This window comes from Sulfurospirillum oryzae, assembly GCF_025770725.1.
GTDB lineage: Bacteria > Campylobacterota > Campylobacteria > Campylobacterales > Sulfurospirillaceae > Sulfurospirillum > Sulfurospirillum oryzae.
The window spans coordinates 388,051-401,540 of the sequence record NZ_JANZKZ010000002.1; the positions used below are offsets into that span (position 1 = coordinate 388,051).

Annotated in this window: 12 protein-coding genes; 6 read left to right on the forward strand and 6 right to left on the reverse strand. The window is 37.9% G+C overall.

Annotated features, from left to right (window positions below):
• Positions 1–17: 17 nt before the first annotated feature.
• Positions 18–728, forward strand: a complete 711-nt coding sequence (locus N0B29_RS06445; RefSeq protein ID WP_263832882.1) for a DUF445 domain-containing protein — start codon at positions 18–20, stop codon at positions 726–728.
• 83 nt (positions 729–811) lie between these two features.
• The gene (gene trmA / locus N0B29_RS06450) at positions 812–1,915 is read left to right on the forward strand and encodes a tRNA (uridine(54)-C5)-methyltransferase TrmA (protein ID WP_263832883.1); all 1,104 of its coding nucleotides are present in this window, start codon (positions 812–814) and stop codon (positions 1,913–1,915) included.
• Positions 1,916–1,934: 19 nt separating this feature from the next.
• Here the strand turns inward: trmA and N0B29_RS06455 are convergent, their stop codons facing one another.
• Positions 1,935–3,116, reverse strand: coding sequence for a methyl-accepting chemotaxis protein (locus N0B29_RS06455; RefSeq protein ID WP_263832884.1), 1,182 nt, complete (start codon positions 3,114–3,116; stop codon positions 1,935–1,937).
• Positions 3,117–3,282: 166 nt separating this feature from the next.
• Between N0B29_RS06455 and N0B29_RS06460 the strand changes: the two genes are divergently transcribed.
• Together N0B29_RS06460 and ilvA are read left to right on the forward strand one after the other, a co-directional pair.
• Complete coding sequence (locus tag N0B29_RS06460; protein ID WP_263832885.1) at positions 3,283–3,717, forward strand: CoA-binding protein; 435 nt, start codon at positions 3,283–3,285, stop codon at positions 3,715–3,717.
• On the forward strand, positions 3,717–4,928 hold the full coding sequence (ilvA, locus tag N0B29_RS06465) for a threonine ammonia-lyase (RefSeq protein WP_263832886.1): 1,212 nt from the start codon (positions 3,717–3,719) through the stop codon (positions 4,926–4,928). Before N0B29_RS06460 ends, ilvA begins: the two co-directional genes overlap by 1 nt.
• 31 nt (positions 4,929–4,959) lie before the next feature.
• Here ilvA and N0B29_RS06470 read toward each other — a convergent pair whose 3' ends face one another.
• From N0B29_RS06470 to N0B29_RS06490, 5 genes are all read right to left on the reverse strand, one after another.
• The gene (locus N0B29_RS06470; protein ID WP_263832887.1) at positions 4,960–5,409 is read right to left on the reverse strand and encodes a hypothetical protein; all 450 of its coding nucleotides are present in this window, start codon (positions 5,407–5,409) and stop codon (positions 4,960–4,962) included.
• A gap of 26 nt (positions 5,410–5,435) precedes the next feature.
• Positions 5,436–6,182: an amino acid ABC transporter ATP-binding protein gene (locus N0B29_RS06475; protein WP_318526695.1), complete on the reverse strand. Its 747-nt coding sequence runs from the start codon at positions 6,180–6,182 to the stop codon at positions 5,436–5,438.
• Between the two features lie 8 nt (positions 6,183–6,190).
• Positions 6,191–7,276: an amino acid ABC transporter permease gene (locus tag N0B29_RS06480; protein WP_263832888.1), complete on the reverse strand. Its 1,086-nt coding sequence runs from the start codon at positions 7,274–7,276 to the stop codon at positions 6,191–6,193.
• Position 7,277: 1 nt separating this feature from the next.
• Positions 7,278–8,432, reverse strand: coding sequence for an amino acid ABC transporter permease (locus N0B29_RS06485; RefSeq protein ID WP_263832889.1), 1,155 nt, complete (start codon positions 8,430–8,432; stop codon positions 7,278–7,280).
• Positions 8,433–8,506: 74 nt separating this feature from the next.
• Positions 8,507–9,532 carry an amino acid ABC transporter substrate-binding protein gene (locus tag N0B29_RS06490; RefSeq protein WP_263832890.1) on the reverse strand — a complete coding sequence of 342 codons (1,026 nt, stop codon included), beginning with the start codon at positions 9,530–9,532 and terminating at the stop codon, positions 8,507–8,509.
• Positions 9,533–9,935: 403 nt separating this feature from the next.
• On the opposite strand from N0B29_RS06490, the gene N0B29_RS06495 reads away from it, so the two are divergent.
• Both N0B29_RS06495 and N0B29_RS06500 read left to right on the forward strand, forming a co-directional pair.
• Positions 9,936–12,047, forward strand: coding sequence for a methyl-accepting chemotaxis protein (locus N0B29_RS06495; protein WP_263832891.1), 2,112 nt, complete (start codon positions 9,936–9,938; stop codon positions 12,045–12,047).
• 73 nt (positions 12,048–12,120) lie between these two features.
• Positions 12,121–13,485: a class II 3-deoxy-7-phosphoheptulonate synthase gene (locus N0B29_RS06500; protein ID WP_263832892.1), complete on the forward strand. Its 1,365-nt coding sequence runs from the start codon at positions 12,121–12,123 to the stop codon at positions 13,483–13,485.
• Positions 13,486–13,490 lie beyond the last annotated feature (5 nt).

The following is a 13,490-nucleotide window of genomic DNA, read 5'->3' on the forward strand; positions in this document are numbered from 1 at the left end:
TTTTTCAAGGAGAGAGAATGAAAATTGATAAAAGTTGGTGGACAGACATTATTAGTGTTTTGTTTATTGTGGTTTCGTTTGTGTTGCCAGAGCCTTATGCGCATTGGTCACTTCTAACAGGACTTTTTGCCTTTTCAGGTGCGATAACGAATCAAATCGCGATTCACATGTTGTTTGAAAAAGTACCTTTTTTGTATGGTAGCGGTGTGATTCAGCTTCAGTTTGAGGCGTTTAAAGCTTCGATTAAAAACTTGATGATGGATCAGTTTTTTACCAAAGAGCAGTTGGATGCTTTTTTTGCCAAAGAGGAAAAAACACTTGATTTAAGCCCAGTGATTGCCGAAGTGGACTTTTCACCTGCCTTTGATGCGCTTACCAAAACCGTTATGGAGTCATCTTTTGGGGGAATGCTTGGTATGTTTGGAGGTGCGAGCGCATTAGAGGGGCTTAGAGCACCTTTTAGTGAGAAACTCAAAGATTCTATCATCGAAATCAGTGAAAGTAATGTATTTCAACAAAAAATAGCACAAACCATACAAAATTCATCACTTAGTGATGATATGCTCATTACCATAGAGCAAATGATTGATGCAAGGCTAAATGAGCTGACGCCTCAAATGGTTAAAGAGATCGTTCAGAATTTTATCAAAGATCATTTAGGCTGGTTAGTGGTTTGGGGTGGATTTTTTGGTGCATTAATTGGTCTTCTTTCAACATTAGTTTTATAAGTACTCAAAAGGGTTGTTTTAACGAATTTAAAAAGTAAAATATATATAATTTTACATAAAATAATACATATTAAAGAGGTTTTATGGAGTGTTCGTATTTTGGAAAGTGTGGCAGTTGTACGCTTTATACAATGGACTATAACGCGCAGTGTGCGCATAAACAAGAGGTTATGCGTACGCTATTTGCACCTTTACATGTAAAAGAGTTTGACTTCTTTGCATCACCCTCAGAACACTACCGTGGACGCTCTGAATTTCGCATTTGGAAAGAGGGCGATACGATCAGTTATGCTATGGGCGCTGTCGATAAAAAAGGTGCTGTGTGTATTGATGTCTGTCCTAAAGTTGAGATGAAAATTTACACTTTGATGCCCAAGCTTTTAAAGCAAATCGAAAGTTCACCATTACTTCGTGAAAAGCTTTTTGCCATAGAATTTTTGGCCTCCTCTGAACATCTTTTAGTGACTCTTATTTATCACAAGCCTTTACATGTAGAATGGGACAATGAAGCTAAAATGCTTGAGCAAATGTTTGGCATTTTTGTCATTGGCAGAAGCCGTGGCATCAAGCGTGTACTGACGCAAGATTTTGTAGAAGATCGTTTTGATATTGCCAGTAAAACTTATCGTTACCACATTATTGAAGGAGGCTTTTCCCAACCCAATCGTTTGATGAATCAAAAGATGATTAGCTGGGTTTTAAGCCATCTTGAAAACTGTGAAGATTTGTTAGAGCTTTACTGCGGTTATGGCAATTTTACCATTCCAATGGCTGAAAACTTCAAAAAGGTTTTAGCTACTGAGATTTCTAAGACGTCTATTGCCTCAGCACTTCAAAACTGCAAGTTAAACGATACTCATAACATCACTTTTTTACGCATGAGTGCTGAAGAACTAACCTCTGCTTTAAAAAAAGAGCGTGAATATAACCGCTTAAAGGGCATTAACCTTGATGATTACACTTTTTCGCATGTCTTTGTTGACCCGCCACGTTCTGGCATGGATGAAGCAAGCTTGGCGTTTATCTCTCAGTTTGAGAATATCATCTACATTTCGTGCAACCCAGAGACGCTCAAGCGAGATTTGGAAATGCTTACATGTAACTATACCATAGAGCATTTTGCATTGTTTGATCAGTTTCCAAATACCGAACATTTGGAGTCTGGCGTCATTTTAAAACGAATCTAACCCTTTTACATGTAAAGGGTTAGATTTTAAATTGATTGAGATTAGAAGAGAGCTCATTGGCTTGATTTAACAAATTTTTTGATGCACTACTTAGTTCTTGAATATTTGTGCTATTTTGCAATGAAACATCATACATGTGTGCAACATTTTGTAAAATTGTTGCTGTGTCATTAGATAGTTTTTGAGTGACACTTGACATATTTGATGACGCGATGGACGCTTGTTTCATAACCGTTTCTGTTGTGCTAATTTGTGTTTGGGCTGTTTCTGAATGGTTGACGATTTTTTCGATAAATGCGTAATTGTCATTCATTTGACCACTCGCATCAATGATATTCTGTACGATAACGCTAATCGTGGTATTAATCTCTGCAAGGCTTTTTTGTGTTCGCTCTGCAAGATTGCGAACTTCATCTGCAACAACTGCAAATCCACGTCCATGTTCTCCTGCGCGTGCTGCTTCAATCGCAGCGTTAAGCGCTAATAAATTGGTCTGATCAGCAATATCAGAAATAACAGTCAAAACACTTTTAACTTGATTAGCGTCAGCACTGAGTTGATTCAGTCTTTGAACCGTTACAGACTCAACCTCAGAAGCTTTTTGAATATCATCTGCCAACTGTTTAATCTCTTTCGTCGTATCATTAAGTGTCTGTGAGGCTTCAAAAATATCGCTACTCGTCTCTTTTGCACTCAGGGTTGACTGCTCTAACTCACCTTTCATTACATCACTTAAACATTTAGTTGTTTGAACAAATTTTAGTTCATTGTCAATGCGTTGTTGAAGTGTTTGGGCAATGCTTGCAAAGTGATCGGCCATTATGCTGCTCTCGTAAGAAGCTTTTGTAGCAGCGATAATTGTCTGATGAATTTTTTCAATAAATTTATTGATATTACCAGAAAGCTCTGCAATTTCATCGCGTGATTGGATGGTAATACGTTTGGTTAAATCACCGCTTCCAAGGGCAAGGTCGAGCGTAATAGCTGAAAGTGCGTCGATAGAACGTGAAATGCTCAATGTCATAATGCGCGTAAAAATAAAAAAGAAAACCATTCCTAAAAGAGAACCCGATACCAAAATGATGCGATTGGTGCCTTCTAACAAAAGAGCAACTAAAACAGTATTTCCCATAAATCCAAAGAGCGTTGCAAGTGCTAAAATCCAACCTTTTGTTTTAATACTAATGGCATTGAGAAACATTATTTTCCTTAGTGTTTAGATGTGAGATGGCTAGATTATAGCACAGGATAAACGACATTGACATGACATATATCAAGGTCATTTGACAATATTATACATCAGGGATAATCACGACAAAAGCTAGGAAGTGCTACACTTTTAGCTTAAATTTTTTAAAGGAGCAATAATGGAATGCGACATTTCAAATATTAGCATGCCTGGTGATGCAGGCATTAAAGACATTTTTTCGATGTGTAAGAGTATTGCCATTATTGGTTTATCTCCTGATCCAACCAAAGATAGCCATAGAGTGGCACGCTACTTGCAAAATCATGGGTTTAAAATCTATCCGATCTACCCCAAAGAAGAGATCATTTTGGGTGAAAAAGTTTACCGAAGTCTTTTAGACATTCCCGAAAAGATTGATATGGTAAATATGTTTCGCAAACCGGAAATTGCGAACAGTCTGATCGAAGAGATTTTAAAAAAAGGTGACGTGAAAGTCTTTTGGTTACAACTGGGCATCATCAATAATCAAGCTTGTGTAAAAGCACAGGAACACGGCATAAAAGCTGTACAAAATCGATGCACCAAAGTAGAATATGAAAGGTTAATGAAATAATGATAGCTCTTAGTGAAATAATAAAAGCAAAACGACAATTAGGCAATATCGTCACAAAAACACCTTGTTCTTTGGCACCTCATTTAAGCGAAGAGGTGGGCGCACAAGTCTTTCTAAAAAAAGAAAATCTCCAAATTACAGGGGCTTATAAACTTAGAGGTGCATACAATAAAATTGCCTCTTTAACCAAAGAAGAGCGTGCAAAAGGCGTTATTGCAGCAAGTGCTGGCAATCATGCCCAAGGTGTCGCATACTCCGCTCGTAGCTTTGGCATCAATGCTACCATCATTATGCCTGAAGCAACACCTCTTTTAAAAGTTACCGGCACAAAAGCGCTTGGGGCTGAAGTCATTTTGAGTGGTGATAATTACGATGAAGCGTATGCTTATGCGCTCACTTATGCCAAAGAGCATGGATTGACGTTTATTCATCCTTTTGAAGATGATGTTGTCATTGCAGGACAGGGAACGGTTGCGCTAGAAATGATTGACGAGATCAATGATCTTGACATTGTGGTTGTTCCCATCGGTGGAGGAGGGCTTATCAGTGGTATGGCTTCAGCTATCAAGCAGATAGACCCAAAAATTAGAGTCATTGGTGTTAATGCTTCGGGTGCGCCTGCGATGTATGAGTCTTTTTATGCCAAAAAAGCGATCAATTCCAAAAGTGTTCGCACCATCGCAGATGGTATAGCAGTTCGAGATGTAAGTGAATCAAACCTTGCTCACATTTTAGAGTGTGTCGATGAAGTCGTTACGGTTGATGATGAAGAGATCGCTGCGGCTATTTTGTTCCTCTTGGAGCGTCAAAAACTCGTAGTTGAAGGCGGCGGAGCGGCAAGTGTTGCAGCCATTATGCATCAAAAATTTGCCTACGATAAAAATATGAAAATAGGGGCAGTTTTGAGTGGCGGAAACATCGATGTTCAAATGCTTTCTATCATTATCGAAAAAGGTCTTATCAAGTCACATCGTAAAATGAAGTTGGTCATTACACTCATCGACAAACCAGGATCACTGATGCGTCTGACAGATCTGTTTAAAAATGCCAATGCCAACATCATTCAAATTGATTATGACCGTTTTTCAACGAAACTTTCGTATGGCGATGCGCAAATTACCATTATGCTTGAAACCAAAGGTATTGAACATCAAGAATCAATCCGTGGACTTTTGAAAGAAGCAGGGTATCCGTTTACAGAAGAGGTTTAGAAGAAGAAAGTGAGGTTTTAAGCCTCACTTTTTAATCAAGTTGTTCGTAAGCTTCCAAAAGGCTTTCACGAAGCGCGTCTGCAAGTGCTTCTCCATCCACACAGTACTCTTTAAGAAAATCATCTAAATGACTCAAGAGTTCAAAAAGATCGGCTTCGATCTCTTTAGAACTCTTCTTCTTAGCCATCATGGTTTCAAAAAAGACCAATTTACGTATAAAGTTTGAAAGAAGCTCAAGTGCTTCTTCTTCATTTTTCCCCTCTAAAAGTTTAAAAGGGCGTTCGGCTGATGTTTTAGAACTATCAAGACTGTGTTTGATTTCACGCACATTCTCTTGGATAATGGCTGAAAATTTGGCATAGCGTTCGTATGAATCTGCATCTGCAAACGTGTCAAGTTTACTTGTCAATTTACCTATCTGCTTAACCAAAACGAACGCAACCATCGCAACTATCATCAAAACCGGAATCAATTGCTCCATTTCTTATCCTTACATGTAAAACAAAATCAGTGCGATAAGATTTGCTCCAAAAAGAGTTTAAGACGATCAGACTCAGGATTTTGGAAAAACTCTTCAGGTGTATTTTCTTCGACAATTTGCCCTGCATCCATAAAGATAATCCTGTCGGCTACCTTTTTTGCAAAGCCCATTTCGTGGGTAACACACACCATCGTTTTATCTTCGCGTGCTAATTCTATCATAACATCCAAAACTTCAGCAACCATTTCAGGATCAAGTGCAGAAGTTGGTTCATCAAAAAGCATGATTTTAGGATTTTTACATAAACTACGTGCTATGGCAACACGTTGTTGTTGTCCACCAGAGAGTTGATTTGGGTATTTGTGTGCTTGATTGGCAATGCCTACACGCTCCAAATATTTCATTGCCATAGCTTCAGCCTCTTTGCGTGGCATTTTTCTAACCCAAACTGGGGCAAGCGTAAGATTATCTAAAATTGTTAAGTGTGGGAAGAGGTTAAAGTGTTGAAACACCATTGCAACTTCTTCTCGAATCGCTTTGATCTTTTTAACATCATTAACAAGCTCGATGCCATCAACAATAATCTGTCCCTCTTGAAATTGCTCAAGATAGTTGATACAACGAATGAGGGTTGATTTACCTGAACCTGATGGTCCACAGACAACTATGATCTCACCTTTTTTAATGGTAAGGTTAATATCTTTTAAAACGTGAAAATCCCCGTACCATTTGTTTAAGTTTTTAATTTCTATGATTTCTTTTCTATCTTTCATCTTCTATCCTATCTCAAATTGGTATTAAATCGTTTTTCAAGCTTTTGGCTAAAGTTAGACATGGAATAACAAAAGAACCAAAAGATAAAGGTAACAAACACATAGCCTTCCGTTTCATAGCCCAACCAATACGAATCAGCAGCACTTAAACGCACCATTGCAAGTAAGTCAAATAGTCCAATAATAAGTACGAGCGTGGTATCTTGGAAGAGGGCAATGGAAACACCTACAAGGTTAGGAATAGCCACTTTTAACGCTTGAGGCAAAATAACCAAAAACATTTTTTGCCAGTAAGAAAGCCCAATAGCATCGGCCGCTTCATATTGACCTTTAGGAATGGACTGAAGACCACCACGTATATTTTCAGCGATATAGGCCGATTCAAACATAGCAATACCAATGAGTGCGCGAAGCAGTTTATCGAAGCTCATACCCTCAGGAAAGAAGAGGGGCAAAATAATAGATGACATAAAAAGAATGGTAATCAATGGTACACCTCGAATAAATTCGATGTAAGTGACACTGATGCTTTTAATAATAGGTAAATGTGATGCACGTCCAAGGGCTAAAATAACACCAAGAGGAAAGGCAGCAGCTATACCAACGGCTGCGACCATAATGGTAAGCATCAAGCCACCCCATTTATCGGTAGGCACAGCTTCCATGCCAAAGAATCCACCGTGTACTAAGAAAAAGCCAACAATAAAATAAAGATGCGCTAAGACAAGCTTAATCGATGGACTTTTTAAGTACTTAAAAGATGCTGCTAAAACAAAGAAAAGCCCATAAATAGTATTGACTCTCCATCGAAGTTCAGAAGGGTAAAAACCATACATAAACATATCGATCTTCATGCGAATAAAAACCCAACATGCTCCTCCGCTGACGCAATCTTCACGCGTAGTACCTGCAAAATTAGCATTAATGTATGCCCATTTAATAAAAGGAGGAATGACCCAAAAAAGAATCATTACACCAAGAAAAGTGAGTGCAACATTCAATGGCGATGAAAAAAGATTTTCACGCACCCAATGTGTTGCTCCTTTTGTACTTGAAGGAGCTTTTCGTTCTTGTTTTTTTTCATATATTGCCATATTAACGCTCCTGAATCTTCATTTTATGGTTAAACCAGTTGAGTATGGCAGAGACAACCAAACTGATGATGAGATAAACGAGCATCGTCATCGAAATAATCTCAATGGCTTGTCCTACTTGGTTAAGTGAAGTACCCGCAAAGACTGTAACAATCTCAGGATACCCAACAGCAGTTGCAAGTGAGGAGTTCTTAATTAGATTGAGATATTGATTAATAATTGGAGGAATCGCGATACGTATAGCTTGTGGCAAAACAACAAGCTTCAACGATTGATAAGGGCTAAAACCCATAGAAGCTGCCGCTTCTTTTTGTCCATGACTCACGGCTTCAATACCTGAACGTACCGCTTCAGCAATAAACGTAGCCGTATAAATAGTAAGCGCAAAAGTTAGCGCTAGAAATTCAGGCGAGAGTGTTTTTCCCCCTTTAAAGTTAAACCCGCGAAGTTCTGGAAAACTAAAATCAAGATGAGCTCCGCTGACAAAATAAGCTACTATTGGGAAAAGAATGAACATTCCTAGAGCATAAGGGAGTACTAAAAAATCGTCTCCGGTTGTTTCTTTGCGTTTATTTGCCCATGAGTTAAGCGCAATCGCACCAAATAACGCACAAAGCAAACTTGCAAGTATTGCAAAAAAGGTTGTATTGTAGTCAGGAAGCGGGAAGTAAAGACCTCGATTATTAATAAAGATGATTTCAAAAAAGCTATAACTCTGCTTGGGACTTGGCATGGCGCGCAGTACGACGTTGTACCAAAAGAGTATTTGAAGAAGAAGTGGAATATTTCTAAAAAAGTCGATATATGCTTTTGCCAACTTTGCGATAAGCCAGTTTTTTGAAAGCCTTAAAATACCAATAATAAGTCCTACTATCGTAGCACAAATAATACCAACAAATGCAATAATAAGAGTATTAAGCAATCCAACAATGAAAACGCGCCCATGCGTATCTTCTTCAGTGTAGGAAATAGGGGATTGATCAATACCAAATCCTGATGTACCATTCAAAAAGCCAAAGCCTGTTTGAATGCCTCTTTGTTCTATATTGGCGACAGTGTTGGTGCCAATATACCACAAAAAAGCAACCAAGCCAATAACTGTCAATAATTGGAAAAGAATTCCTCGAATCTTTTGATTTCTCAAAAGTGCTAACATACGTGTCCTTTATACGTTAAGATTGAGGGCAGATAATCCTACCCTCAGTGTTTTACTGTTTCTTAAATTATTTACTATCTAAAAGGAGGAGCGTATTGTAAGCCACCTTGGTTCCAAAGAGCGTTATAACCTCTTTTAATTTTAAGAGGAGACTCTTGTCCAACTGTTTTTTCAAATGATTCACCGTAGTTACCAACTTGCTTGATAATGTTATAAGCAAAATCTTTTTTCAGACCTAAGTTTTCACCCATTTGACCTTCAACACCTAAAAGACGTTTGATGTCTGGATTATCAGATTTAAGCATTGCATCAACATTTTTACTTGTTACACCTGATTCTTCAGCTGTTAGCATTGCATAAGATGTCCATCTAACGATGTCAAACCATTTACCATCGCCTTTACGTACCACTGAACCTAATGGCTCTTTAGAGATAACTTCTGGAAGAACAATAGACTCATCAGGTTTTAAAAGTTTAATTCTCAAACCGTAAAGTTGTGATTGATCAGAGGTAAGTACATCACATCTTCCACTCTCATAACCTTTTAAAACTTGGTCATTAGTATCATAAGAGACGAGTTTGTATTTCATTTTGTTTGTTCTAAAGTAGTCAGCTACATTTAGCTCAGTAGTAGTTCCTGTTTGAAGACAAATAGAAGCACCATCAAGTTCTTTTGCACTTTTAACACCTAGCTTTTTGTTAACCATAAAGCCTTGACCATCATAATACGTTACACCTGTAAAGTTAAGACCTAAAGAAGTATCTCTTGTTTCTGTCCACGTTGTATTGCGTGAGAGCATATCGATCTCACCTGATTGAAGTGCTGTAAGTCTCTCTTTTGCGTTAAGAGCAATATATTTAACTTTCTTAGCATCACCAAAAATAGCAGCAGCAACTGCACGACATTGATCAACATCGATACCTTTATAAATACCATCACTACCTACTTCAGAAAATCCTGGTAAGCCACCATCAACACCACACTTAACAAAACCTTGTTTTTGTACTTCGCTGAGTGTATCAGCACTTAGTGTTGAGCCTAAGCTCAAAACAGCAATTGTTGCTAAAGAGATTTTAGCGAATTTAGAACGTAACATCATTATCTTCCTTTCTAAGTTGATATGCATAGAATTCTAACACTAAATTTCCAATTTTGGCGAAAAAATTGCCTATTTATTAATCAACATGCTCATGTGTGTAAAATCTCTATATTTTTCGGCAATATTCCATTTTTGCATAGTAATTGGTTATTTTTTAATCACCTACTAGATTGACAATTATTTTTTATTTTTTGTATAGTACAGCGTTATTTTTTTAAATATATAAAGCTTGAAACTCCCTATTATAGGAGGTTTTATTTTTTAACTTTGAGAGGTACACTGAAAGACTTTATGTTTTTTTATTGCTACTATGCAGAGATCAAGATTAATGAACTGCATAAATATCAAAAATAAATCACTTTATATGATTAATAAATAATCAAATTTACCAAGGAGTTTCCCTTTGTTGTCATTCAAAGATAAATGTATTATCCTGCCAAAGTGGCTTAGAAATAAAGCGATGCTCAGTGCTATTGAAACAGCATTTGAGGGAATTGCACAGACGCGTAAGCGCATTATGATTGAATGGGCGAATGAAATATGGCGCGAAGTGGAGAATACAACAATTCTTCTAGAGCAAGAAGAGAATGATGTCATCTCAATATTAAAAGAGCAAGAGAAACTAAGTGAATCAATCTTGGAGTATTATGTTTTAAACAGTGCTAAAAAAATGCTCTTTAGCTCAAGCAATCGTTTACTGAAAGAATACCGATACGATGAAAGCGCCTTTTGTGAAGCTATTGACTCTGTTTTTCTTAGCTCAACACAGCTCTTTTTTGGACCCTATGTTGATGATGACACACTTACATTTAAGCCTAAAGCTTCGTCTTTTCACGATCGTGTAACACTTGCATTTATCAAAAATTATAAGGTAAGAGATGAAAATTTTGTTTTGATTGCACGTGTTTCAAACGACACTCTAAGTGATCTTATTCAGCGGGAAGCAGGGCATATTTTCAAAGAATCGGGCGACAACTATCTTTTCATGACAGAGCCTTATTTTAATAAAAATATTAAATTAGGCACAGCTCTTTCTCGCTCGCGGTTTGAAGATAACACGTTTAGCTTTGGTGAAAACCTTAAAGAAGGTGTCCATACAGAACAGGGTATTATTTCTATTAAACAACATACAGAATTTGAAATTGTCTTTAATGATCCAGCAACGGGATTATTACACCTAGGCGTTGCCAATACAATCAAAAAAGGCACCAATCTTTTCTGTGCCTATCCTGGTTATCCTGATTATCGAGGTATTCCTGTTATTGGAAAAGGTATCACTTTCAGTTTGCCTTATAGTTTAGATAAATGGGGTATGATGTGTGAAGGTGACCTTTTAGAAGTCTATGACATCATGCAATTTCGCCACAAGATTTACGCAAAAATGGCGCTTTTAATTGGTATTCTCATTCCTAGCAGTTATCTTTTAGTCTCCACCTTCCTACCATTTTTGAGCCGTTTTGAAGAAGTAAGTGTTATTACAGTGGCCTCATTATTTATGATCCTAGGAACAATGGGAAATGAATTATCTGACTTTTTTAGTAAATATGCCTCCTTACGTGTGCTGTTGCAAGGCTTTGTTGAAGGTGATGGCGATATTACAAAGCGAGCAGATCTCACAAAATTTAATAAAGATGAGAACAGACGTACCGCTATCTGGATCAATAGTGTCATCGATATCTTTGATACAATTCTAAAGAAGACAAAAACATCACTTCTTAACCTACTCAATCTTAATCAACACCTTACAAACACCATCGTAGTCACGGGCAAAAAAATTGAACAGATTGGTGTGAGTATTCAAAATATCGTTTCACACATACAAACGCAAAACAACTCCATACAAAACTCGGTTAATAAAGCTGATGCAATGAGTCACAAAATTGCTCAAACACAAACACAAGTAGCAGCAAGCCTTGGCAATGTAGAGTCTTCCATCAGCAATATTAAATCAATTGCAGGAGAGACAACACAAATTATCTTTACATTAGAGCAAAATGTAGCCGAAGTTTCATCGATGATAGAAACGATCAAAGATATCACCGATAAAACCAATCTTCTCTCTTTAAATGCAGCAGTTGAAGCAAGCCGCGCAGGTGAGCAAGGACGCGGTTTTGCTGTTGTTGCAGAAGAAGTGCGAAAGCTTGCAGATATGACCGATAAAGCAACCGTACGTATTGAAACTATCGTCCATAGCATCAATGAAAATGTCAATGAAGCACTTTCCAGTATGCAAAACGTCAATAATACAGTTGATAAAGGCATAGAAATTTCAACCCAATCCCTTCATAGTATTGATGCAATTTTATTAGATCAAAAAGAGGTCATTTTAGAGATGAAAGATGATGTCTATAAAATTTATGAAGATTCAAAAAATACAATGTCACATGCCAATGCTATCAGCAGTGAAGTTCGTGAACTTACACATCTAAATCATCAAGTTAAAACCATTTCAGATAGTGTGACACATCATGTTAATTCACTCAGTAAAACTGTAGGGCAGTTTAAAACTTCATGAAAGCTCATATTCCTTCAATTGTCTTTAAAGCCAATATCATTATAATAAGACAAAATTCAATTAAGGGTCGTTTATGAGTTCTTGGACGCGTGCATCATGGAGAGAAAAACCAATTAAGCAACAACCATTGTATACTAATCAAGAAATGCTGAAAAGTGTTGAGCAAGAACTAAGTAAATATCCTCCGCTTGTCTTTGCGGGTGAAGTAAGACAACTTAAAGCTTCTTTGGCTGACGTTGTAGCAGGTAAAGCTTTCTTGCTTCAAGGTGGAGATTGTGCTGAGAGTTTTGCAGAGTTTAATGCTGTCAACATTCGCGATATGTTCAAAGTTATGCTTCAAATGGCTGTTGTTTTAACCTTTGCTGGAGGTTGTCCTATCGTTAAAGTAGGGCGTCTTGCAGGTCAGTTTGCCAAACCACGTTCATCTGATTATGAAGAGATGGATGGCGTTTCACTTCCAAGTTACCGTGGTGACATCATTAATGACATCGAATTTACCGAAGATTCACGTGTTCCAAACCCAAAACGTATGCTTAAAGCCTACAACCAATCAGCCGCAACAATGAACCTTCTACGCGCATTTTCACGCGGTGGTTTGGCTGACCTTCACCAAGTCCATAAATGGACACTAGGCTTTGTTTCTGAGAGTCCTTTAGGTGAGCGTTACCAACATCTTTGTGACCGTATCTCTGAAACATTGGCGTTTATGGAAGCGTGTGGCATCACTTCTTCTAACACACCAAATATCAACGAAACGGTCGTTTATACTTCACATGAAGCGTTACTCTTAAATTACGAAGAGGCGCTTACGCGTCAAGATAGCCTTACAAATGACTGGTACGACTGTTCGGCACACATGCTCTGGATCGGAGATCGCACACGTGATGTTGATGATGCGCATGTTGAGTTCCTTAGAGGTGTAAAAAATCCTATCGGCATTAAAGCAGGACCTACCATGACGGCTGAGAGTTTAATGAAGCTTATCAACAAACTCAACCCTGAAAATGAACCAGGACGTCTCAATATTATTGTGAGAATGGGTGCAGACAAAATCGAAAAAGAGTTCCCAAAACTTGTACGTGCTGTCAAAGAAGCAGGCGCAGAGGTTCTTTGGAGTATTGACCCAATGCATGGCAATACCATTAAAGCATCCAATAACTACAAAACACGCTCATTTGATGAAGTATTACGTGAAGTCAAAGGCTTCTTTAAAGTTCATGAAGAAGAGGGCACTTTCCCTGGTGGCGTTCACTTAGAAATGACAGGTCAAGATGTTACTGAGTGCATCGGTGGCGCACAAGATATTACCGAAGAAAAACTAGCACACCGCTATCATACACAGTGTGATCCTCGCCTCAACGCTAACCAAGCTTTAGAGCTTGCTTTCCTCATCGCAGACTCGCTTAAAGCAGCACGTCAAAGATTTCTAGCACACTAAAAACT